The organism is Shimazuella kribbensis DSM 45090 (genome assembly GCF_000428065.1).
GTDB classification, from domain to species: Bacteria; Bacillota; Bacilli; order Thermoactinomycetales; family Thermoactinomycetaceae; genus Shimazuella; species Shimazuella kribbensis.
The window spans coordinates 120093-144707 of record NZ_ATZF01000003.1 but is presented as its reverse complement, the minus strand read 5'-3'; the positions used below and the strand labels follow the sequence as shown (position 1 = coordinate 144707).

The window sequence follows — 24615 nt, the reverse complement described above, 5'->3', positions numbered from 1 at the left end:
ATATGGTCAAAGGCATTAAAGTTTTGGATAGATATTAAGCGTGAAATCGTTCCCTACTTGCCATTTTTCTTTGTTGTAGATGCACTTATCCAGAATCGATTTGAGAAGGTTGTTTTTTATTTTGGGATCAGTTGTGTTCTTGTATACATCCATGACGTTCTCAATCTGGGGGATGATTTTTACTTTTGCAATCATGCGCTCGTTTTCAAGAGATAACTCATCTTCGATTTGATTGATTTTATCTTTTGTTTCTGTGAGCTTGTCTGCAATATAATTGGACCGCTCGATATAAGTTTCATCATCATAAATGCCACGTTCCAATAGATCATGCAGCCGTCCCTTTTGATCGTTTAAATTTTTCCATTCTTGTTCCAGATTCTTGAGGCTTGTCTGATAAACTTGGATTTTATTTTGGGATGGTTCATCTATACTTTCTTGTTCCCACTGCAACTTATATTGACTGAGCCATTCTTTTAAATGAAGCATCAGGGTCTGCTCGACATATTCAAACCGAGTACTTTTATTATTGCAAATAGTGTCTTGACAGATGAGGTGAGGCTTTTGCTTATTGCTCGGACGTAGTACCATAGATGAATCACATTTTGAACATCGGATCAATCCTGCTAAAGGATTCGTTATCTTGTTGTTCACTCGGTAAGGGACATGGGATTTATTTTTTAAAATACTTTGGGCTTTCTGATACAATTCTTCGGAGATCAGAGGTTCATGTTTTCCTTGCGCTTCGATCCATTCGGATTGTGGGCGTATTTTTGCTTCTCTTCGTTTCTCTGGGTCCTTTGATTTTTTGTATGCTGTTTTCTTCCATTGAACTTTACCCATATAGACAGCATTTTTAATGATGACAAGCACACTAGACCCTTTCCATGGAATGCCTGTGTAACTTCTGTAATCTAGTTCATTGAGTTTATTTGCGATCTTCTTTGTGCCCATTCGCTCTTTTGGATCATCAGAGGTATACCATTCAAAAATCATTTTCACTACTGGTGCTTGTTCAGGATGTGGTACAAGAAATCGATTTCGACCTTCTTCTTTGATTTCGTACCCATAGGGAGGGCGTGTTCCGATATAATTGCCTTCCTCAACTGAACGAACTCGTCCGCCTTGTAATCGACGAGTAATGATTTTTAATTCTTTACGTGCCATAAATGCTTCAAACTCGCTATATTCTTCGTCCCATTCATCATGCAAATCATACGTTTTCCGAGGTGTGATAATCTTTGTATCTGCTTCTTTAAAGGTTTCCAGTATCAACCCTTGTTCCTTCATGTTCCCACGGCCAAGGCGATCCATGTCCATCACAAGGACTGCATTGTACATTTTTGCTTCTACTTCTCGTAATAGTTCCATCATTTCTGGACGGTGGATGAGACTTTCGCCGGATACGATTTCTTGTCTAATTTTAATAATGTTTAGGTTTTGTTGTTTCGCAGTTTTTAATAATGACTTCTTATGTTTTTCCAGCGTTTCGCCTTCGCCTCTTTTTTCTGCCTCTACGTCTTCACGTGATTTACGTAGATAAATACAAGTTCTATCCATAGGGTTGTCCTCCAACATCTTCCGCATAGGATGAATTGAGGTGATCCTATGCCACCAAATGTAAGTATCATTTCTCCCGTGATGAGTAATCAAGAACGTCTCCAAAAGTGGAAAGAAATCAATCGAATGATCTGTCAAATATGGAATAGGATAGAAGATGATCAAAAATTATGTATTATTCATAATTATAACACTGATAACGAAGGTCAAAAAAGTGAAAATGGGAATCAATTATCTATGCAAGAAATAAAAAGGCGATTTCGTTACTAACATGGGTAGTAAGAGTGGAGGTTCGACGGCAATTAAGTCGTTTTCTACTTCTTAGGAAGAAACATCCTAATTTCGTTACATGATTGCGCTGCTGAGTTATGACGGCTCAGCTAGGTCGCCAATTGTCACCATCGAAATGCTAAGGGCATATAACTAATGGAATGATGTGGATGAATAATAATGTATTACTCTAAATATTCTATAAAATTTTGCCATCGGGCGGCGACTGTCGGGAAGGAAATCCTTCCTCAATAGCCGCCGTTTGCTACTTCCCTCCAGTCGAAGAGGATGTAAATAATAAAATTCCTCTTGCTATGGAGGAATTAGCCCTCGCTATCTGAATGGGAGGGGATTGCTCAAAAATATAGAAGAAGGGGATAAATGGCTAAGAAAAGCGGGAAGTTTAAATAGTGAAAAATAGAGGTTGCGCTGCTTGCGATATGTGCTTGTTCATTTCACAAATTCGGTTGCTCTTGTTATCTGTTTGATTTTCGTAGGAGAGAGATATTTTTGCAATTCCTGTGAAAACAAATGAAGTTTTTCTTTGGTGGTTACATTCACAGAAAAACGCCATCCTTTCTTCTGTAAATCCGAAAGAAAGAATAGCGCGTTTTTTTCGTTTTGGGGGATTAATTTATTTTTAGCATGATGGGTATGTACACAAACCCCAATTTCAAACTTTAGTTTGAATCTGGGTATTTTAGCAGTCTAATACCACCTGCAACATCCATTTCCAATCGGGGCATATCTGTTGTTTTTTTACCAACATAACCTTTTAAATATTTCTCACCGTGCACGACCTGTGAAGCGTCTAAAGGGAAAGTCGTCTCCACTTTTTCAGTTGCTTTCAGATCTAGATCCAAAGACTTAAGCTTCTTATTTGTCATTATGCTAACGAATCCGAAAGAGACGTTAATTTTACTTGTACCTTTAACGGGACTCCAATTGTCAATATCAACAAATCCTTTTGTTTTTTTGATTATTATGTTTCCATTTATATTGCTTAGATTATGATTATCCCCATATCCTTCGACAACGAGCTCTTTTCCTTGGAAATTATTTACAGTAATATCACCAGAGGCTAATAATTCAAGCTTCTCCGCCTGGAATTTCTGATCAATTTCAAGGTCACCTCCACTGTGAACTTTTATTTCTTTATATTTTTTTTCTGGAATAGAAATCTCTAATCTGAATGCACTATCATCATCTAGCACGTAGAATCGTTTCACTCTTTTGGCAATAATGTTTAACGAACTACTTGTGGAAGTTGTCTCTAACTTCGCGCTGTTCCCCAGTACGGTTCCTGTCAAATGCGCTGTGATTTTTTCTTTTTTACTTGGGACAATTCGGATACTTATTGAATCCGAAATAATATTAATTCCCTCCATTCCTTTGATTGGAAGTTCTTGTTTCTCATCAACCTCTTGTCCAGATGTGCAGCCAGTCGTACTAATAGCTAGTAAAATTAATATAGCTAGGAACTGCTTTTTCATTGAAGATCACCATCTCTTTCTATAAAATGTTTCTATCGTACTATTGATATAACTAGACAACAGGCATTCACAAAATAAGAAATGCACTCAAAAGTTGTCAGGTGGTTTTGCTATTCAGACTCCTACAGCAAAACGGGCGAAAATCCCACCGATATAAGAGAAAAACGGGCTTTGATGGGTGTTGTTTATGATTATACTACTTCTACTCATCAGGCAGCGTAGTTAAAAAAATAAACCCTCTGGGTTTATTTGATGTGCTTACTTCAGAGATAGAGAGTTATCTAGAAGAAATGATTTTGTATAAGCGTAGCTCTTCACTTGATGGGCATGTGGCGGTATCCCTGATAGGATTCCATTTTCATGGTTTGTCAAACTCATTCATCCCCTCTTCATTTGATTATGACGAGTTTGTTTCCAACGTAATACCTTTTTTTGATTTGGGGTTTTCTTTTAGCTTGGGACGTCGGAAGAGAAGATCGATTTTGGTACTCTCCATTCTCCTTTGATGAATTTGGAAAAGGATAAAGAAGACGGCTATTTAGTCGTTTTTTTATTGATTTTTCATAGGTTGTTTTTAACCAGAGCAGGATCACGGTTCATCAAGAAACTGGTATGTCATTTTTAAAATCGAAAAATGATGGATTAAGCATGTACGAAATCAATAGTCTGTGCCTATAATAGGATCATCTCTAAAAAAGGAGTAGCTGTCACGATGAAAAAATGGATCATCCCTTGCATTGCTATTTTATTCCTGTTAAGCGCTTGTTCTTCTCAAGCAAAGTCTTCCGTTATTCCCAAAAAGAATCCACCTAAACCGATCACTTCCGTGTCAGAGGCAATCGATAAATCGACAGCAGCCATGGAAAAGATGAAAAGTTTTCAAGTGAAGTACACGAAGAAATACACTTCTGACGAAGAAAATATAAAATCCGATTATCGCAATCATATCGTAAAGGCTGATACGATATCTTTTACTTTTATTGATCGCGATCAATATCACCTCTATGAACGTATTCATGAAGAGCGAACAACCAATAAAGAGAAACAACCTGACCTTCAAACAGAAATATATGTAAAAAATGGTACTCTTTATAAACATTATTTCGGTTGGGATGCAGATGATAATGATTATTGGGAAAAAGAAAAGCCAACAAATTCTACCATTTCTGAAACGTTGTTTAGAAGTCCCATATTTTTAGACCCTTCTTATTTATTAGCAAACTTTAAAACCAATCAAAAGCAAGTAAAGCTCACGCAAACACAAGATGCATATGTACTTGAACTTACTTTAGCCAATAAAGAGGAAAAAACAACTATCATGGGTTACGGCAAAGGTGGCAAAGGATATGTAGATGTCAATGTCATAAAAAAAATACCTCTTTATACCATGAAAATTACGATAGATAAGGAGACCCTGCTTACTCAGAAAGTAGAGCAACATGAGCTCTCTACGATCAATGCAGCAAAAGAAACTGGAGATATTATCAAAACAGATGAGTACCAAACTCATATTTTTAAATTTGGTGTAAAATCGATTACGATTCCCAAAGAGGCACTCACAACACCAAATCAAGATAATTGAACATCTTATGTAAAAAGAAACAAAGCGACCTCTGATTCCTTCTCAGAGGTCGCTTTGTTTATAGATCGTAAATAACGAATACAATTCTTATTCCTTCTTTGGTGGATATATTCATAGAAAACACGCCATCCTTTCTTTTCATTCCTACCTAAAAAGAGATAGCGTGTTTTTTTCGTTTTGAGGGATTATTTTTGTTATTAGCTTGATGGTTATGGGATGAAGCGTCCTTTGTGTTTTTTAACAACAATTGCTGCACACATAGCGTAACTTGCCACTTAAGTGCCAAGTACGACTTGTGCCTTAGGTGCATACACATCAAGCGACTTTATCCAGTGTTCAAATTTATTTATGCAACAATCTCGGTAGTTAAAAAAATTAGTTGGAAATTGAAAAATAGCGTAATGAATACTATCAAAGAAAGAAAAAGCAATCTAAAATGAAGAAAAAGACTCAAAAAAAGAAGAGGATGGAAATGGAAAGACATGTACGCATCATAGAAACTGCAAAATACTTGCCGGAACGTATTGTAACGACAAGTGAAATTGCAGACATCATTGGAGAAAATGGAAAAAAATTAGAACGATTATCAGGTGTCAAAGAAAGACGATATGCAAGGGAAGATGAACGAAGTTCGGAAATGGGTGCAAATGCTATTCGTGCGCTTTTTGCAAACAGCTCTTACAAAAAAGAAGACATTGATGTAATCGTGTGTGCAAGTGGAACAGCCGATCAAGAAATTCCATGTACAGCGGCACTCATACAAGAACAATTAGGCTGGCAGCAAAGTCATATTCCTTGTTTTGATGTGAATGCAACTTGCCTTAGTTTTGTGACTGCATTTGATGTCGTTTCATCGCTGATTCATACAGGTGTCTACCATCGTGCGATCATCGTTTCAACAGAAAGAGCGTCCGTTGGACTCAACTGGAACAAGAAGGATAGTTTTATTTTATTTGGTGATGGTGCAGCAGCAGTTATCGTCGAAAAAAGTGATGGTACAAATGGAAGAGTGATTGGTTCGCATATGGTTACCAATAGCAGCGGGGCTCATTTTACAGAAATAAAAGGCGGCGGTTCCGGTTTGCATCCTCGTCATTACAGGGAAGAGACAAAAGAAGATTTCTTGTTTCATATGGATGGAAAAAAGGTGTTTAAACTGAGTTATCGAATGATGGAAGACTTTCTAAAGACACTGCATCAAAAAACAAGTATCTCACACCTAGATGTGGAGATGGTCGTTCCGCACCAAGCGAGTGGACATGCAATGGAGCTCATACGAAAGTCATATGGGTTTCAAGAAGACAAGTTTATGAATATCATTGAAACGCATGGAAATCAAATTGCCGCAAGCATTCCAACGGCACTTCATGAAGGGATTGTGCAAGGAAAGATCAGACGAGGCGATAAAGTATTACTGATCGGGACATCTGCTGGTCTGTCCATTGGGGGACTGGTATTTGAGTATTAATACTGTTCTTATTTTAGGAGCCCGTTCCCTTGTGGCGCTTGAATTGACAAGACAACTGCAAAAGTTAGGTATTTTGGTGCATGTGGCAGATACGTTTCACGGTGCACTCGCCATGCATTCCACATACGCAAAGAAAACGTGGGTGTACCCAAGCCCGCGCTTTGAAACAGAGCTGTTTCAAGAGGCATTAAAAAATTATGTCCAGAAACACAGCATCGATTTTGTTATCCCAACATGCGAAGAACAATTATACGTTGCAGAAATGGATAAAGAATGGCTGCAACGATTCACAAAGCTTGATCCCATTGAGCAGTCTATCTTATTTCACAACAAAGAAACGTTTATCGAGGAACTCGCCAAACAGCAATTTTTGGTTCCCGTTACACGAAATGCAGCGAACTTTCTGATACATCCATTTCAAAGTGAGAGCAAAAAATATGTTTTCAAACCGATCTACTCGCGCTTTGCTACACATATGAAAATTTATGAGGAAAAAGAGCTGGAGACAGCATTACAAGCACTCATCACTAAAAATGAATGCCAAAAATGGATTGTACAAGAATATTTAGACAGCACCTCCCAATACTGCACAACTCACTACTTTGAATCAGGAAAATTACAAACAGGTGTGACCTATCCATCCAAGATCAAAATAAAAAATAGTGCAACACTGCATTTTAAACGAGTGGATCATCAAGCAATTGAAAAAGCAGTGAGACAATTAGGGGAAACGTATTGTTGGAACGGCTTTTATTCATTGGATTGGATCGAAACGCACAGAGGCGTTTTTCCGATTGAGTGTAATGTGCGCCCAACGAGTGGTGTTCATTTGTTTAGTGAACAGGACACTGCATGTATCATTAGAAAAGGAAGTCACCATACAACTTACGAAACAAAAGCAATAAAAAACATCGCGTTGCTGCATCCGCTTTTGTATGCAAGAAACATCCGGAAAATGAACAACGCAAAAGATGTGCTATTGTCAAAAGACGACCTTGGTGTAGTATTTGGTTTAATAAAAACACTGTGGCATTTCTCACGTGTCAAACAAGCACACAAAATAAATCTCCTCAGCGCAACAACTTATGATCTTGAATATGCAGCGAAAGAAGAAAGAGGATAATAAATGAAGAAGGTATTTGTTAGTGGTGCAACGGGATTTTTGGGTCGTCATGTAGTTAACTATTACGCCAAAACATGCAATGTCATCGGATATGGGCGAAACAGTCAGATCGGAAACGAACTTTCAGCCAATCCAAATGTAATGTTCAAACAAGGACGTTTGGAAAACAAAGAAGAAGTAACGCAAGCAGTTCAAGGTTGTGACACAATTATCCATTGTGGAGCGTTATCGAGTCCATTTGGGAAGGAAATAGAGTTTATTCATGCAAACGAAGTTGGGACAAGTAATTTAGTAGAAACCGCCCTCCAACAGAATATCGAACGTTTTATTCACATCTCGACCCCAAGCCTTTATTTTAATCGAAATAGCAAAGTAAATGTCACCGAAAAAGAACCATTGCCGCCTGAGTTTCCAAGTTATTACACCAAAACAAAATGGAAAGCAGAAATGATCGTTCAAGAAGGGGTAAAAAGAGGTTTGCCTGCCGTGATTTTGCGACCAAGAGCATTGTTTGGTGAGTATGATCAAACGCTTGTCCCAAGGCTATTACGTGCGAATGAGAAGCTGTTTATCCCGCTTGTTGATCATGGCACGATATTAACAGATGTCACCTATGTGAAAAATGTCGTGCATGCGATTGAATGCAGCCGAACAGCGGATGAGAAATACAATGGAGAAGTGTATAACATCACAAACGATGAACCAAAAACAATAAAAGAAATTCTCGATCTATTATTTGAAAAAATAGCGATATCAACTCATTATAAAAGGATACCAAAGTGGCTTTTAACAGGGTTAGCGAGAGTATGTGATGCATATGGACATCTTACAAACATAGAACCGCCGTTTACATCGTACACAGCAAGTTTACTCTGTCATCATCAAACCTTAAATATCGAAAAAGCAAAAAAAGAAATTGGTTATTGTCCGCTTTATACGTTGACAGAAGGGATTGAGCATTATGTTGCTTGGCGTAAACATCAAGTTCGAATTATTTGACACAGGATATTGCCAGCAAAATCAACAAATGGTGTTTCCGTCCAAGAAAAGAGGCAAGATGGCATTTCATTCGCTTGTTGCATTACTCCACCATCCAGCACAGGGCTGGATGGTGTTTGATACGGGATATGGTAAAGGCTTTTGGGATGGGACAAAATCTTTTCCATATCGTTTATACCGTTATGCAACACCAGTTCATTTCCATGAGGAGCAGGAAATAAGTGCACAATTAGCGAGAAATGGCGTTTTTCCTCATGATATCAAGCACATCATCATGAGTCACTTTCATGGTGACCATACAGGCGGTTTATGGAAGTTTACCGAAAGTGCAATCATCACTCACCTTGATGCCATCAACAGTATCCAAAATAAAAAGGGATTCGCTGCTGTTGTCAAAGGATTTCTTCCTCACAATGTTCGTGAGATTCCTCCTACCCAGTTTCGATTTATACAAGACCAGAGGAGGATACAGTTGGATGAGCGGTTTTATCCATTTACGGATGGGTATGATGTGTTTGAAGACGGCAGTGTGATTGCGGTTGATCTACCTGGTCATGCAAAAGGGCAAATCGGAATTTTCTTTCAATCGTTGGAACATGGCATCATTTTTTTATGTGCGGATAGTACATGGTCAAGGGAATCTCTGATAAAAAATGAAAAACCGCATCGTTTCACCCATTTTCTGATGGACAATGTTGTCGAGTTTTACGATTCATTTGAACGTGTCCGAAAAGTGTATGAAATGGATAATGGGATAACGATCATCCCTACCCATTGTTTACAAGTCTACAAGGAATGGGCAGAAGGGAGGTACAGAGAATGTTTTTAAAGAAGAAAAAAGAAGATCTGATGATTCTTTATTGGTATCTGAGAACAAAAAAATTAGAGAAGCGATTGGACACACGCGAAAAGTTGGATATTTATCAGAGAAGAAAAATCAGCCAGCATATTAACTGGGTAAAGCAGCATAGCCCATATATCCGAAAACATTACCAAGATAAATATTTGTTGAGCGATTTTCCGATCATGGACAAATCACTCTTCATGGAACAGTTTACGGAGTGGAATACAAAAGGAATCATGGAAAAAGAGGCAGAAGAAGTTGCACAAAAAGCGGAAGAACAACGCAACTTTGCACCAAAAGTAAGGGGTGTAACAGTTGGTTTATCAAGCGGTACATCAGGAAGTCGGGGAATGTTTTTAGTTTCCGACCAGGAACGTGAGCAGTGGACAGGAGTCATCTTAGCAAAACTTTTACCAAAAAGTTTGTTGCATCCGGAAAAAATCGCTTTTTTCTTGCGAGCAAATAGCAATCTCTATGAATCTACTGGTCAACGAAAACTGCAATTTAAATTTTTTGATTTATATGAGCTGTCTAGAAGCGAATGTAACGAACTGCAAGCGTTGCATAGCTACAGCCCGTCAATCCTTATCGCACCGCCAAGTGTATTGCGGCTTATTGCCCAAGAGATGGAACAAGGCAAAATTAGAATTGCACCAAAAAAAGTAATCAGCATAGCAGAAGTGCTGGAAGACATAGATAAAGATATGCTGGTACGTGTGTTTAAACAACAGATTCATCAAGTATATCAGTGCACAGAAGGGTTTTTGGCATCAACGTGTAAGTATGGCAATCTTCATCTGAACGAAGAACATGTGGTGATTGAAAAAGAATATTTGAAAGATCGTCGGTTTGTACCAATCATAACGGATTTCACACGTACTACCCAGCCTATTATACGTTATCGATTAAATGACATCTTAATGGAAAAAGGCAAAATCTGCCCATGCGGTTCACCGGCAACCTGGATCGAGCGAATCGAAGGGCGGTGTGATGATGTATTTGTATTTGAGAAACTTGATGGAGAAAAACTCACCATTTATCCAGATTCATTTCGTAAACTGTTTTATTCTGAGCCAACGGTAGCTGAATATGAAGTGATCTTAACAAAAAATGGACTGTCGATTCACTTACTGCCTGATATCAGTGAGGAAGTAAAAATGCATCTTCATACGCAGCTAAGAGAACTGTTTGTTCGATCCAATTGTCCTGTACCTTCTGTCACTTGGGGGGAAGTAAAGAAAAAAAGGTTTATGACAAAGCAAAAGAGGATTCTCAATGAAACAAGTAAATGTGTATACCAAGCAACAACTGGGTGAGTTAAACTGGATGGCTTATCAAAATGGAGCTGAGATAAGAACATTTATAGAAAGATTGATGCTTGAAGATATGCAAAAATTTATCGCAAACGTAGATTGTGAAGTTGGTGTGATTGGTGCAGGGGATTTTTTGCTGCCGTTTTCCATCACCCATGAATACAAAGAAGGCAATTCTTATGTTTGCTCTCCAACGGCGCAATACATTGATTATGGACGGGATGAATTGCGAATCACAAATAGCAGTAAATGGGCGTGGGTATTAAGTGCACCGCTGGAAAAAATGTTAAGATGGGTCGCAAAGAAAACAAAGTTTGACAAAGTGATTATGGTGAACAATTATTTCGTATCTACAAATTTGTATGAAGCGTTTGATGTGAATCTTGTCGAAGAGATTACAGCAGAAATGGTGAAAATGTTCCCAAACCATCTCATTTTGTTTCGGAACTTGAATAAGGAATTTAATGAAGCACTCATCCAATCATTAAGCAGCTCACACTACGTACCAATATTCAGCCGGTATATTTATTTGATCAGTGATACGAAAAATTCGTTGAACAGTAAACATCGAAACACAATGAGGAGAGATGAAAAAAGACGAAGGATATTTGGATTAGAATGGGATTTCTCGGGCGGCGATATGGGAAAGGCGGAAACATTATACGGATTATTGTACTTAAAACGGTATTCTGCTTATAATCCAGCTTATACAAGGGATATGCTGGAACATATGAAAAAATCAGAGCTGTTCACGTTTTGCGCGTTGACGGACAATGGAGAGACAAAAGCCGTTCTTGGTGTTTTGGAGATAGGGGATACACTGTCAGCGCCTATTGTGGGACATAACACAGTCGAAGAGAAAGAAAAAGGATTGTACCGCGCAATGGTGACAAAAATATATGAGATCGCAACGGAACGGAACAAAAAACTTCATGGCAGTGCTGGTGCAGGAGAGTTCAAACTATCAAGAGGATATAAGGGAACAGTGGAGACACACTATTATTTTGCAAAGCATTTACCAGCATACCGAACTTGGTTATGGAGAGCGATTGCAAAACTGGCATCGAAGTATGTAGTTCCCTATATTGAAAAAAATAAACTTTAACTCGACTTGAGCAAAAATAGACACAAAACATCCTAAGCAAAGATATGCACCTCAGACAAGGGCACAAGTCTGGCTACGTTGCTGTGCTCCTAGTCTCGCTTTGCTTGACTGTAGCGTCCTTTGTGTTTTTTACAACAGACGGGAAGACATGCATATCCCGTTCACGAAGTGGACTAGAAGGGTCAGGTCACCTATTTTTTCAAAAACACAAGACTCGTTTCCACCTAGAAGGCACATTCTACGAAATGTTAAAGAGCTGCCTCAAAGGGCAGCTCATATTTATAATTATCTGGATGATCGGGCGATAGTTAAAAATCAATCCCCGTCCCCACCGCCACCATCATGACCACCACTACTACCACCATCATCAGGTCTATTTGACATTTTATTCACCTCTTTTCAAAGAGCCGAATAATCTACTACCTGTATTGCATAGATTCAAATAGTGTCCTTACTGGAATATTATATCATTTTCTGAATAAAGAAAGCCCCCGTTAGGTCTCCTAAAAATACAAAACCACCGCTTTTGCTTGCAGGAGGTGGTTTGTTTTATCTTACTTTTCGTTGTAGGTCTTTTACATTGTCATTCCAATCTTTTGCTTTATCAGCTAATGAGTATTTAATATACAGATTTCTTGCAAGGTATTGCGGTTGTTTGGAATCTTTTTTCTACTCGAATAGGTTTGTTCAATGTATTTATGTTTATTATAACATTTATAAATCGGAAAACTAAAAACCAGCATTTGTACAGCACAATTTCACTAACAAATGGAAATAATGCTGTGGACTAGATCAGGAATCTTGTCACTGGACCTAATAGTTTTGATTATTGAACTTTTATTCCACTAGTGTTATATTTCATATATGAAATATTAAAGCTAAGGGGTTCTCCATGCACTCAATTTCGAATGTAGAATTCATGTTGCTGCAAATGATCGAGGAATGTCGTCAGGCTTCGGGGTACGATATCAAAAAGTTAGTCGATCAACGCGGTTATCGGGAATGGACGAATATCGGTACGACTTCGATCTACGCAGGACTGAAAAAGCTGAGTAATAAAGGTTGGATCACAACCGAGGAATCCGACGGAAAATCCGGCAAGGGACCTATGCCAAACCGTTTCGCCCTCACCGAAGCTGGTATTGCCAAGCTGAGACAAGAAATCTTGGACAGCCTGTCATCTGCGCGAGAGCGCGACAGTCGCTTCGATCTCGGCTTGGCTGCTTTGCCTCTTGTTGAGAAGGACGAGGCCGTGGAAGCTTTGCGGAATCGGTTGGAATTTCTTCAAGAGACTTCAAAAAAAATAAAGCAAAAGTATGAATCGCAAGGCGGCGTTCAATTGCCGCTGAATGTAAGAGCTCTGTTCTTGCATCCGATAAACCTCATCGAGAGCGAGAGAATGTTCGTTGCCAATCTAATGAAAGAGTTGTTGGAGGAGACAGAGGAATATGGCAAAGATCATTGACGGTTTCGTTTCCTATCAAGGAGAACATTGTGAAACAACAGCTATGGGAAATTTGCTGCAATTTGCGGGAGTCCAGCTGTCGGAATCGATGCTATTCGGACTCGGGCAAGGGCTCGGATTCATATATTGGGACTCGAAGAGGATGGACTTTCCGTTCATTGGAGGAAGGGTGAAACCGGATGAATTGACGGCCAATCTTGCCGCAAGGCTGGGATTGACAGTCAGAATCCAAGAAACGTCGTCTATCAATAAAGCGTGGCAAAACGTACAGAGCTGCATCGAACAAGGAATTCCGGTAGGGCTGAAATTGGACTCCTATTACTTGGACTATTTCACGAACAAAGTGCACTTTGCCGGTCACTATGCGGTCCTACACGGTTTTGATGACGAATACGCATATATGGCGGACACCAGACAACAAGGCGGACTGGTAAAGACGCGTTTGACCAGCTTGGCTGCAGCCAGAAACGCAAAGGGGTCCATGAGTTCCCGGAATCGTTCTTTTACAATCAAGACGATCGACGCCTTGCCGTCGCTTATACCCACTATACGTGCATCCTTGACCAAGAATTCGTATGACTATTTGAACCCGCCCATTCGCAATATCGGGAATAAAGGCATTGTCAAAATGAGTGATGAAATCTTGAAGTGGCCTTCCCGTAGCAACAATATCGAACATGATTTATGCCTGACCGCTTTGCTGATGGAACGTGCTGGAACCGGCGGTGCTTTGTTTCGGAATCTGTATCGGGATTTCCTAAAAGAATGCGTCGATCTGATGGAAGATCCGAAAATCGAACAAGCCTACCGTATGTTTACGGAAATCGCTCCGATGTGGGTCAGTGTTTCTGATTCGATCGATCGTACAGGAAGAACAGGTAACCAACAGGAGTTGCAGCAAGCATCGAAGCTTTTGCTAGAGATTGCGGATAAAGAACGCACAGCTATGGAGCTGCTATCCTGACAACATGGGGCTGAACCTCTTTTTACCTTTAGAAATAAAATACATTTTCACTTATGAAGTTGTTAGAAATCCATAAGTGTTCAGAGAGATAAAAGTTTCTGAACATTAACTTGATTTGTAATTAATCCCTAGAGTGTCCCCTCAATCCTATCGGTTCCATATCCCTATTATGATTACAGGAGGTTATTACGTGAAAACAAACAAACAGTTAGGTATAAAAATTAGCGGCACTATCTTTGCAGAGGATGGACACACAAACATTAACCATGATGAGTTTTTGGATAAATTTATTGAGTTTGTGGAGAAAAATAATTGGTTGTTTGGAGGAGGAACAAAGCAAATAGATGAGGATGGAGAGGTAGTATAATAATTACATATCTGTTATTCATAAACTAACTTCTGACTAGGATCAAAATGTAATCGAAACTGCTTATGGGTCATAACGGTTCCAGCTAACTGCAAACGCATAATCTACTTTGCGAGTAATAACATGCTCGCTGGTACTACATCATTTCAATAAAGTAGATTACTAAAAAAATACCAATAGCAAGTAATGCTTTTAGTGTGAAAAAAATAATAATAAAAACTAGTATGTCTCTTATACTCATAAGTTACTTCTCCTTAAAAAAATAATATGTACGAATTATAGCATAAAAACTATTTATATATAGCATGGGGCGATAAAGAGAGTATGACTGGGGTACGAAACTGATTCGCACATTGAGGGATCAATATGGAGATTCATTTTCTCTATTAGAAAGATATAGACTATGAAAAAAGGGGCATCTCAGATGACGAATGATAAGAAAGAACAACAACTTCCTCAACTGCGTGCGGTGAATTCAAGTGGACAGACTTGGGATGACCCAGATGATGTTCAGTTATTTGATATCGTTGCTGATCTTCATTTACATGAGTTTATGATTATGCAGCAGCTTAATCAGCCCAATGATCAATACTATATGCAAATCTATGTCGAAGAAATATTCGGAAACAGATTTGTACGTTATCAAATAGAATACCGTGATGGAAGTCCAGAAGCGCACTATCAAGCACAGATAGAATATAATGTGTATATCTTTGGAAATCCTGTTGTTACGGTATTGCAACAATGGATTCGTGGTGATGAAAGCTTTCGCACCTCTCTTCCTTGGGAACCATTGGACCTATAAAGGGAGGAACCAGCAAGCGCCCGACGAAGCGAAAGTGAGATCTAAACCATTTCGCTTTTCTCTTTCCTTTTATCATTTGCCTATATTTTGTGATCATAAAAGAAAAATCTATCCGAAAAAGATAGATTTCTTCCAGAAATGTGTTCTATTTCAGAGGCCCTCCATGTGAGAATTGATGTTGTATCTCAACGACGAACCATAGTTCACCAATAAATAGAAATAACCCTGTGGTTATGTGAACCAGCTTTAAGATAAATAGGCGGTCTTTGTCATTTAAAGCCCTCCCAGCACGAAACCAGATGTGATCCGTACTGGCAATAGTTTTATTACTAGCGTTAACAACTTTAAAAAAAGAAAAAACTCTCCCATGCAGAAGAGCTTTGACACATTCACTAAATCTTTGCATACAAGGTACAAATAGATCCACCTTTTATTTAATGGGTAATAGGACAGTAAATGTACTCCCAACCCCCACTTGACTAGATACTTTTATTTTTCCTCCAAAGATTTCGACAATTGCAGAAGCTATGGATAATCCGAGACCTGAACCATCTATTTCGCGAGAGCGAACCTGATCCGCTCGATAGAATCGTTTAAATATAGCTGATAGCTCCTCCTTATGGATACCTATTCCAGTATCTCGAACACAAATAGTGAACCTTTTTTCACTCTGATACATTTGTACAGAAATCATACCTCCTTGTTTGTTGTATTTGATGGAGTTATCAATCAGTATAAAAAGGAGTTGTTTCATGAGATCCAGATCACCATAATAAACAAAATCATGGTGTTCAGGAACAACTTTATATTCCAAGCGAATCTTTTTCTCGCTAGCTAGCGATTGGAATTTAACCAGAGCATCGGAGATGATAGCGTTCAAATCGATTGGATCTCGTCTTTTTTCGAAGGTTCCAGCATCACTTCGAGCAAGCACCAACAAGCTCTCGACGATATTTGTAAGTCTTTCCATCTCCTCTTGCACATTGGATAGCATTTTTTGATGTATCGCGGATAGGTACATACGGCATTCTTCTAACACTTCTGTAGATGAGTAAATAATAGCAAGTGAAGTACGTAGCTCATGAGACGCATTTGCCACAAAGTCCTGCTGCTGATAGTACGATTGCATAATCGGGATCATTGCTTTACGCGAAAAGAAATTTCCTACCAGAACAGAAAGAAAAATTAAAAAGATAGTAAAAATGCTAAGACCAAACCGTAGCTGATGTAATACATATTTACTTGATGTGATATCAATTCCCACAAAAAGATGGAAATCAACTTTTTTTCCATCTTTCTTCATCCATGGAAAGCTAGAAATCAAATATGTTTTATTCTTTTTTTGATAAGTAATATGTCTACCCATGGGAATTTGCGGTAGTACTTTATTTGGAAACAGGCTTGCGATCTTCGCACCATTAGGGGATGCTAGTAGAATGTTTTGGTGCCTATCTGTAAGAAAGGAGAATTGGTCAATTTCCAACGAAGATGAAATGGAATGGTACAATTGAAGATAGTCATCTTTCGAAAGTTCTGTTTTGGATAGGGAGTTCTTTTGTATTTCTTTATGCTTGTTTATTTCTTTACTGAATAAAATTAATCGACTGGATGCATTGTTTATAGTGGTTTTCTCAAAAAAGAAATAAACAGATACATTCACTAGAATTAAGATGCAGCTAATGATGATACTATAAAGTAATGTGAGTCTCTTTTTTAAATGTGTAAACATCTTTGTTACTCACCCCTGGATGCGGTATCCAAAACCTCGTACACTCTCTATCAATTTTTGATCAAAACCGGAATCCACTTTTTTTCGTAACAATTTGATAGTAGCGTCTACAGCATTATGCGTAACTTCCCCTTGTAATCCCCAAACATGGTCTATGATTTGTTCTCTGCTTAATATCTGTCCCTGATGTTTGAGAAGAAAAGTAACAAGCTGGAATTCTCGCTTTGTTAGAGAGATCGAGATGCCTTGGCGTGTAGTTTCTTGTGTTTGTAAGTTTACTGTGAGATCACCGGTACAAAGAATATCTGGTTTCCAATGCTGTGTTTTTCTTCTTCCTAATGCATGGATTCTTGCAAATAATTCAGAGAAGGAGAAGGGTTTAACTAAATAATCATCAGCTCCAGATAATAGTCCTTTTACGCGATCATTGGTATGATCTCGAGCAGTTAATAAAAGTATAGGAGTATGATCTTCTTGCTTACGAGCAATGTGTACTAATTCAATACCAGATTCTCCAGGAATCATCCAATCAAAAATATATAAATCATATTCGGTCTGATTTATATAATCAAGTGCTGTTTTCCCATCTGTAACCCAGTCCACAGTATGGGACTCTTGTTGCATTTTATATTGAAGGGTGAATCCAAGTTTTTTATCATCTTCTACTAATAAAATCAGCATGCTACTCTCCTTTGTTTTATTGATTGAGTTCATCATACAATTGGAAATGATAGGTGTAAATGAACAGTATTCGTCAATAAACCTCTTGATCGGTGTAAGGATATCGTTAAAGAACAATGAGCCCTAATCAACAGGGCTCATTGTATCAAAGATTATAATTCATTTTGATTTTATCTATCGTTGAGTTGGCGATATACATGTCATCTTTCGATACAGTCTCTTGTTTTAGGATTTTGATAGCTTTATCCAGCTCAGCTATCAATATTTTTTTCTCTGCAGCATCACTAAGTGGTTTTCTTGTTATGATTACGCCCTGTTGTTTTGGTAATTCTTTACGTGATAATTTTTTTGTTGCTATTATTTTCTTTTTTAAATGTTCTGCTTCTATCAAAATCTTTTGAGGTGTTGATTTTTGAACGGGTGTTTGAGTTTGGACATTGGCAGTATTGGAAGTTGTTTGTGCAGATGTGTCACCTATACTGTTAAAAGCAAATACACCTGTCCCAACACTGAGAGTCATCACAAGCGTAGTACCAACAATTTTTTTCACTAACGAACCCATACTACTTCACTCCTTCGACATTTTTTATTGTGTTACAAGGATAATTTTAAAATAGCTACATGAAATTAACATGAAAGATAGCAAACTGGTGCATTAGCTTAGTTCAGTTTGGTTCATCTGTAAGAAAAGATCGCTTTTAAAAGCGATCTTTTAAGAACATCATTTTTGATTGGATGGTAATAAAGAAATGTTCTGCGATAGTTTTCTTTCGATTATCAATTTAGCTTGTTTGGTTAAGCCTTTTCGTTGATACATTTGTATGGATAGATCCTTCTAGTTAACATGAAAAAGAGAAAAGGAATAAGGCATAACTGCTCTCGATCAGATCGTCATAAAACACGAAACCCGGCGATGAAGTATTGTTTAGGCGGAATGGAGAGGGTTTCTTTATAATTTATATGAATTTTTCATCTCTTTTCTAGTTTGCTTTTTATCCAATTTTTATATTCCTCTTGTTTTTGAATGTTGTCATGTTTTGACACATCTTTAGAACTCGGGACGCGTTTGGGTTTTGGATCTACTATCCCCTTAGGTTTGGTAAAACTTAGGGAAGCAGACGGTATCGTTTTGCTTACTTCCTTCATCATACGCGAAAAGAAAGACGCACTATTTTTAATACCAAGCTTCGTTTTCTCATCTCTAGTTGATTCTTTTCCATCGTTAAATAATACTACAGAGCCTACTAGATTGGGTGTATAACCTACAAACCAACTAACTTCTCTACTGTCTAAGGTTCCTGGATGACCAGCCAAATTTGAATTTCCTTTGATAAAAGGGTAAACGGGGCTCTCTTTACTGGCAATAATTTGTTGTAATAACCGATGAGTGTTCCAAGATGTTTGAGAAGTAAATACTTTTTTTGGATTCCCTTTTCTATCGATTTCTTCCCCTTTTTTTGGTGGAACTTCATTCCCTTCTTTGTCATAAATTTTTATGATTGCATGAGCTTTCGATAAATACCCAAAATTAGGAAAAATACTATAGATTTCCGCCATTTTCAAGGCATTGACTTTAAGTGTGTTTTCCATTGTTAATGGATAGTTTATATGATTAGTCTTAAATAATTGCGAAGGAATCTTGATTTGCATTTTTTCTAGGCTATGAATAGAAGACTTCATCAATTTTTGTTTCTGGTACCAAGAAAGCAAATTTTGGTGCTGTTGTTTGATAACGAGGTCACCAAGAGAAAACAATGTCGATGCAGGTGTGAATTCATCTATTTTTTTCTTTTCGATCGCAGTCGCATAAATGGAGAATGGTCGGAGTGCTGTACCTGAATAAATATTTTCAAGTGCCCAATTTTGATTTCCTGGTTTAAAATGCCTTCCACCACCAATAGCTAAAATCAAACCAGTACGAGGTTGCATGATGACCACTCCAGCATTTACCTTATCATCCAAATTCAAATTATTAAAAAAGGAATCATCATTTAGTAGATCATATACGTTTTTTTGTAGAGTAAATTGTATTCCGGTAATGATTTTATAACCATTGTTTTCTAAATCTGAATCTGAAAGTCCATAGCGTTTTTTTGCTTCTTTACGTACATAATTTTGATAAGCAGAATAGTTTCTGTTACGCATATATTTGTAAAAAAATTGACGATTCACATCCAACTTTTCTTTTTGATACTTCTTTTTCTGGCTTTTAGAAATTAAAGGAGCGGTGTTTTTGCTCTCCGCCATTTTAGCTAGCACAACATTTCGTCGTTTCAATGCTTTATTCACGTTTTTAGAAGTACCATAGGGATTATAGCCATAAGGTGCTTTCGGAAGCCCAGCGAGTAAAGCAACTTCGTGTGGTTCGAGTTTATCTTTTAATAAATCCTTTCCAAAGTAGATTTTAGAAGCCATTTGAACTCCCTTTATCTGATTACCAAAGCTGATGAAATTGAGATATGCTTCAAGAATCTTTCTTTTGCCAAATTCTTTTTCAATATGAGAGGCTACTTTTAATTCTTTAAACTTTCGTAAAAAGGATTTTTCCCTATCTTGTAAAACCATATTTCGGGCAACTTGCATGGTAATCGTACTCGCACCTTCTGCTTTTCCAAAAGCAAGTAAATTACGCCATGTAGCTCGCATCATTCCTTGATAATCAATGCCATTATGTTCATAAAACCTTTCATCTTCTACTCTCACAAAAGCTTTAATCAACAAAGAGTTATGTTTTTCCATCTGTTTTAATGTAATATACTGGGTGGATTGATCCCCTATCCTACTAATTTCATTTTTTCTTTGGTCATAAATGGTTGATGAAAAATCTACCTCATTTAATTTGTTCAACGGTAAAGTTGGTATAGGAGTAGCTTCGTACAAAATAAATAGTAAGATAATAAACGCTGTTACAAATAAACAGAAAGATAGAAATAGTTTTGTACGTAAACCTCTTCTTTTCCGTGAGTGAACTGTCTTTCTTGTCGGATATATGTACATGTTGGTTTTCGTCTCCACACATTCTGATTTGCGTTCTCTAGCACTAGGTAGCCATGCTACTACAGTTCTGCAACAATTTTAGTAAATGATTCATAAAAATATGCCCCCTCAAAGTATTCAATGAAAAATTCATACCAAAATCGAATTTTACATTACTATTATGAAAGGAGTCTGAAAAAACGAATATATTTAACAAAATTCAGAGGAATCTGATGATAAGAAACTCGAATGCATCGAGCGGTGATAGATGTAGAGTTTCTCATTCTTTCTTGCGATAGAAGGGATCATCTAAAACATCACCATACCTTTGTATATTGGTTCTTTTTTATATTTCTTTGAGGAGGCCGGTAATTTTTTAAGCTCAGCGCTTACCAAGAAGATCTAAAGACTGATTCCCATACAATAACTAGAAACAATGAATGAAAACAAAATAAGATACCAAATGGTATCCCGCTTTTATACAGAACTCTGTTATATCGGAAAGAGGTTAGGGAGTTGTATTATATGTACATGTAGAAAAGGAGAGAAACTGGTAAGCATACTCTTCGTTTCATTTTTGGCACTAATATGGATGTTATTGTAAATAAATATGAATTTAAAAGTGATTCTAACTTTGAATCGCTTTTTTCATTTCCTAAATTCAGATTTACTCAGATTCCATTATATGGCTACGTTACCCCTGTGCAATTTAAGTATTATTTTATTTTCATATAGATTATTATTATTTCATCGTCATAATATTTTTATATATAGAGGTGTTTTGAACGGCCGACTGCTTTTTCTGCAAAAGATTTTTTGTTGAGTAATTTGCTTCCCAACTCTCTAAATTCGAAAAACCTAGTAGAAGTACGAATCCAAGGACATGAACAAGTTTTAAATGAACTATGTCAGCATTGGTTATTTGGCCATGCACTCATTGGTCGTGATGCAAGAGAGGCATTATTTCGATTGGGTCTGCCTTCTTTACAATCATATGTACCCTTTTTTCTTCTCCCTTACGGAAAATCGTTAGTCATTCTTGAGCCGGACATTCTTATTGAGAAAATGGCAGAAGTTAGCGCAGGGATTGCGACACATTATGAAACAATGAAATTGGACATAAATCAAAGAAAAGAGTGATATTATGTACAAATTCGCAATGGATGGGAAATTGACAGCACCGTCTTCTCTCTTGTATAAAATGATCATATATATAAGGATGAGGTTAATGAAATAACGTTGCTCGATATTTTAGGAACAGAGCGCGATGAGATTGTGGATCTTGTTCAGATGAAAATTGAGAAGAAGCGGATCATGAATCACTTGCATATTTTGGATGATCGCGAGCAAGATGTGATTCGGAATCGGTTTGGATTAGATGGATTGGAAGAACGAACACAACGGGAGATCGCAAAGGAGCTAGGGATTTCTCGTTCCTATGTTTCGAGGATCGAGAAGCGGGCGTTGATTAAGTTGTTCCATGAATTTTATCGGAAGCCATGGAAAAAAAGACAGCAGTGATAATGTCACTGCTGTCTTTTTTATCTGTATTGATTTATTTGAACAAAGTGTCATAGATTATACATTGATTGCATGTAAAATGATTCGTTTACTTTTGGTTCAACAACATTTGGATTTCTTTCGGTGTAAAGTAACTGTTTAAATCTTTTGCGTCATCCTGGAAACCTTTTAAACCTTTAGACTCTGTTATTGCTGTATCCAAATAAAAACGGTCGGCCATCTCATTAAAACGTGTATCTTTTGTTATTTTATATAGCTGTCTTAATTGTCGTATATGTACATTATGATAGTTCCCGGCTGTGTTGTTATACTTCAAAGCATAGTAGCTTTTTTGTCCAGGTAAACGGAAGCGGTCCCCATACGCTTGTAGGGTAGTGAGAGAACCAAAGAGATAATTTTTAGCATCAGGAACGTTGGTTAACTTGTAATAATCATAAATTCCGTACATTGCAAATATAAAGCCGTTTAATACATGTACATGCTTTATTTTAGTTTCTGTAGGATATTCTTCAAACCAGAGATATGATTTTTCGTCAGTTGCAGTAACCCAAGGTTTATCTTCTGACATGGATTTGTTTATCTTCAAAAAGCTTTCAAACGTTTGATTTGCCCATTGCAAATATGTTGCTTCTTTTGTTACCTCATACATACGAGTAAAGACAGAAAGAGCTTGTCCTTGAGACATTCCTGAGTACCATGGGCTACTAAGTGTTTCTTCTGGACGACTAAGCACGTGATACTCAAAAGGATATGCAAAGTACAATGATGTGTTAGGAGAAATAGAAAGCTTTACGAGATGAGCAGATAGTTTTCGTGCTTTTTCAAGATGCTCTGGTTTTCCCAATTGTTTATAGGAGTTTATGTAATATAAAGCCTCTTGTGCAGTCCGAACGGGATGGTAATAATATTTGTCACCAATTTTGACCATTGGCATTTCGTTTTCATCATATTTTACTGAGGGAGATTGTAGTAGTTCTTCTACCGATTTTCCATTTCGGAAATCATAATAATAAGGATCGTCTTTTTCATCTGTTAATTTATAAATGGAATATTTATCCATTTTAAACTGGTAATAACTATTATACTTTCCAACGTTTTGTGCTGGTTCCATAATTGGATCAGGACGAATAGAGTCTGCCTGGGTTAAAGGAATAGAAGTGATTGTAAAAAGTGAAAAGGCAGCCAAACTAAAAACTAATTTCTTAATCATTTCTGAGCACCTACTATTTATTTAATATATTCCTATTAGAGCACAAAAGTTGTTGCTATTTTCTATGTAATTGTGAATAAGTAATTAAATACTTATCTTTACATATTCTTTCAGATAGAAAAAAAGCCACCAGTGATCAAATTCACTGCTGGCTTTTTTAAAAGAGAACACTATCTACGTATGATTAGGTAACCAATGGATGAATTGCGTTTGTTTTTGTTGTGCTGCCCCATTTGATGCTTGATTCAATCCATTTTTGATGAGCAGGGAGTTGTAATTTAACATTTCGTACCTAAGGTATTACGTGGATTGATCACGGTTTCTACTTGGAGGACGTGATAGACATCTGACTCAAACAATGGTAATCAGGCTTGTATGATTTTCTCCATTTCTTGAGGATCAATGCTTCTTTTAATGATTTAGGACTTTATTCAAGAAATCTTTTCCACGATCACTTTGAGGTTGAGTAAAAAATTGTTCAGGTGGAGCGACTTCTACAATTTTCCCATCTGCCATAAATACAATTTGATTACAAATTTCTCGAGCGAATCCCATTTCATGAGTCACTACTACCATAGTCATGCCAGTGGAAGCTAGTTTTCGAATGGCATCCAACACCTCTTTGATCATTTCTGGATCAAGTGCAGAGGTAGGTTCATCAAATAACATCACTTTAGGGTCCATGGCTAATGCACGAGCAATCGCGACACGTTGCTGCTGACCACCAGATAACTGACCAGGATAGGAGTGTACTTTGTTTCCAAGCCCTAGGGAAGTTAATAATTCTACCGCTCGGGCTTCTGCTTCTTTCTTAGGAGTCTTTTTTACATAAATGGGAGAGTAGGAAACGTTTTGAAGTGCAGTCAGATGTGGATATAGATTAAAGTTTTGAAAGACAAAGCCTACTTCCGATCGCAATTGATTGATATTCGTGTTTTTATCATGTACCGAAATGCCATCCACCACAATCTGTCCTTCTTGAATTTCTTCCAGTGCGTTAATCGTGCGGATCAAGGTGCTTTTTCCCGCACCACTTGGTCCAATCAAAGCAAAGATTTGAGATTCAGGTATTTCTAGATCAATATTGCTAAGAACTTGATGACTGCCATAGCTTTTATTGACATTCGTAATTTTGATCATTCG

21 protein-coding genes and 1 pseudogene are annotated in these 24615 nt (G+C 37.5%); 14 read left to right on the top strand and 8 right to left on the bottom strand.

All coding sequences use genetic code 11. From position 1 onward, the window contains the following. Window positions 1-15: 15 nt before the first annotated feature. The gene (locus tag A3GQ_RS0106535; RefSeq protein WP_028776365.1) at window positions 16-1557 is read right to left on the bottom strand and encodes a recombinase family protein; all 1542 of its coding nucleotides are present in this window, start codon (window positions 1555-1557) and stop codon (window positions 16-18) included. Window positions 1558-1605: 48 nt separating this feature from the next. On the opposite strand from A3GQ_RS0106535, the gene A3GQ_RS0106530 reads away from it, so the two are divergent. Further along, window positions 1606-1827: a hypothetical protein gene (locus A3GQ_RS0106530; RefSeq protein ID WP_028776364.1), complete on the top strand. Its 222-nt coding sequence runs from the start codon at window positions 1606-1608 to the stop codon at window positions 1825-1827. Between the two features lie 680 nt (window positions 1828-2507). Here A3GQ_RS0106530 and A3GQ_RS0106520 read toward each other — a convergent pair. After that, window positions 2508-3320, bottom strand: coding sequence for a DUF4097 family beta strand repeat-containing protein (locus A3GQ_RS0106520; RefSeq protein WP_028776363.1), 813 nt, complete (start codon window positions 3318-3320; stop codon window positions 2508-2510). 712 nt (window positions 3321-4032) lie between these two features. Between A3GQ_RS0106520 and A3GQ_RS0106515 the strand changes: the two genes are divergently transcribed. The 11 genes from A3GQ_RS0106515 (at window position 4033) to A3GQ_RS0106460 (ending at window position 15355) form a co-directional block, all read left to right on the top strand. Continuing rightward, on the top strand, window positions 4033-4902 hold the full coding sequence (locus A3GQ_RS0106515) for a DUF6612 family protein (protein ID WP_028776362.1): 870 nt from the start codon (window positions 4033-4035) through the stop codon (window positions 4900-4902). 436 nt (window positions 4903-5338) lie between these two features. Next, window positions 5339-6370, top strand: a complete 1032-nt coding sequence (locus A3GQ_RS0106510) for a beta-ketoacyl-ACP synthase III (protein WP_156877585.1) — start codon at window positions 5339-5341, stop codon at window positions 6368-6370. Continuing rightward, window positions 6360-7493 carry an ATP-grasp domain-containing protein gene (locus A3GQ_RS0106505; RefSeq protein WP_028776360.1) on the top strand — a complete coding sequence of 378 codons (1134 nt, stop codon included), beginning with the start codon at window positions 6360-6362 and terminating at the stop codon, window positions 7491-7493. Before A3GQ_RS0106510 ends, A3GQ_RS0106505 begins: the two co-directional genes overlap by 11 nt. Window positions 7494-7496: 3 nt before the next feature. After that, entirely contained in the window at window positions 7497-8492 is a 996-nt protein-coding gene (locus tag A3GQ_RS0106500) for an NAD-dependent epimerase/dehydratase family protein (RefSeq protein WP_028776359.1), read from the top strand. Then, window positions 8455-9321, top strand: coding sequence for an MBL fold metallo-hydrolase (locus tag A3GQ_RS0106495; protein ID WP_028776358.1), 867 nt, complete (start codon window positions 8455-8457; stop codon window positions 9319-9321). The genes A3GQ_RS0106500 and A3GQ_RS0106495 overlap by 38 nt, the downstream gene beginning before the upstream one ends. After that, the gene (locus A3GQ_RS23610; RefSeq protein WP_051271298.1) at window positions 9312-10652 is read left to right on the top strand and encodes a F390 synthetase-related protein; all 1341 of its coding nucleotides are present in this window, start codon (window positions 9312-9314) and stop codon (window positions 10650-10652) included. Before A3GQ_RS0106495 ends, A3GQ_RS23610 begins: the two co-directional genes overlap by 10 nt. Next, window positions 10612-11754 carry a hypothetical protein gene (locus tag A3GQ_RS0106485; protein WP_028776357.1) on the top strand — a complete coding sequence of 381 codons (1143 nt, stop codon included), beginning with the start codon at window positions 10612-10614 and terminating at the stop codon, window positions 11752-11754. The genes A3GQ_RS23610 and A3GQ_RS0106485 overlap by 41 nt, the downstream gene beginning before the upstream one ends. Before the next feature lie 892 nt (window positions 11755-12646). Beyond that, complete coding sequence (locus A3GQ_RS0106480) at window positions 12647-13219, top strand: PadR family transcriptional regulator (protein WP_028776356.1); 573 nt, start codon at window positions 12647-12649, stop codon at window positions 13217-13219. Next, window positions 13203-14183, top strand: a complete 981-nt coding sequence (locus A3GQ_RS0106475) for a BtrH N-terminal domain-containing protein (protein WP_028776355.1) — start codon at window positions 13203-13205, stop codon at window positions 14181-14183. The genes A3GQ_RS0106480 and A3GQ_RS0106475 overlap by 17 nt, the downstream gene beginning before the upstream one ends. Window positions 14184-14373: 190 nt before the next feature. Next, window positions 14374-14550 carry a 50S ribosome-binding protein YggL gene (locus tag A3GQ_RS26750; RefSeq protein ID WP_156877584.1) on the top strand — a complete coding sequence of 59 codons (177 nt, stop codon included), beginning with the start codon at window positions 14374-14376 and terminating at the stop codon, window positions 14548-14550. Between the two features lie 424 nt (window positions 14551-14974). Further along, window positions 14975-15355, top strand: a complete 381-nt coding sequence (locus A3GQ_RS0106460; RefSeq protein WP_156877583.1) for a hypothetical protein — start codon at window positions 14975-14977, stop codon at window positions 15353-15355. 430 nt (window positions 15356-15785) lie between these two features. Here A3GQ_RS0106460 and A3GQ_RS25595 read toward each other — a convergent pair whose 3' ends face one another. The 4 genes from A3GQ_RS25595 to A3GQ_RS0106435 all read right to left on the bottom strand — a co-directional run bounded on the left by A3GQ_RS25595 (window position 15786) and on the right by A3GQ_RS0106435 (window position 20762). After that, window positions 15786-17084 (bottom strand): sensor histidine kinase, encoded by a 1299-nt coding sequence (locus tag A3GQ_RS25595; protein ID WP_051271296.1) that lies wholly within the window; start codon window positions 17082-17084, stop codon window positions 15786-15788. Window positions 17085-17093: 9 nt separating this feature from the next. After that, entirely contained in the window at window positions 17094-17765 is a 672-nt protein-coding gene (locus A3GQ_RS0106445) for a response regulator transcription factor (protein WP_028776352.1), read from the bottom strand. Window positions 17766-17910: 145 nt separating this feature from the next. Next, window positions 17911-18327, bottom strand: coding sequence for a hypothetical protein (locus A3GQ_RS0106440; RefSeq protein WP_028776351.1), 417 nt, complete (start codon window positions 18325-18327; stop codon window positions 17911-17913). 407 nt (window positions 18328-18734) lie between these two features. Beyond that, the gene (locus A3GQ_RS0106435) at window positions 18735-20762 is read right to left on the bottom strand and encodes a transglycosylase domain-containing protein (RefSeq protein WP_028776350.1); all 2028 of its coding nucleotides are present in this window, start codon (window positions 20760-20762) and stop codon (window positions 18735-18737) included. A 798-nt stretch (window positions 20763-21560) separates the two neighbouring features. Between A3GQ_RS0106435 and A3GQ_RS0106430 the strand changes: the two genes are divergently transcribed. Next, the gene (locus tag A3GQ_RS0106430; RefSeq protein WP_028776349.1) at window positions 21561-21881 is read left to right on the top strand and encodes a WYL domain-containing protein; all 321 of its coding nucleotides are present in this window, start codon (window positions 21561-21563) and stop codon (window positions 21879-21881) included. 81 nt (window positions 21882-21962) lie between these two features. Further along, a pseudogene (locus A3GQ_RS23600) lies at window positions 21963-22262 on the top strand (sigma-70 family RNA polymerase sigma factor); the annotation flags it as partial. Window positions 22263-22350: 88 nt separating this feature from the next. Here the strand turns inward: A3GQ_RS23600 and A3GQ_RS0106420 are convergent. Both A3GQ_RS0106420 and A3GQ_RS0106415 read right to left on the bottom strand, forming a co-directional pair. Beyond that, window positions 22351-23472 carry a D-glucuronyl C5-epimerase family protein gene (locus A3GQ_RS0106420; RefSeq protein ID WP_028776348.1) on the bottom strand — a complete coding sequence of 374 codons (1122 nt, stop codon included), beginning with the start codon at window positions 23470-23472 and terminating at the stop codon, window positions 22351-22353. Window positions 23473-23883: 411 nt separating this feature from the next. Then, complete coding sequence (locus tag A3GQ_RS0106415; protein ID WP_028776347.1) at window positions 23884-24612, bottom strand: amino acid ABC transporter ATP-binding protein; 729 nt, start codon at window positions 24610-24612, stop codon at window positions 23884-23886. Between the last annotated feature and the right edge of the window lie 3 nt (window positions 24613-24615).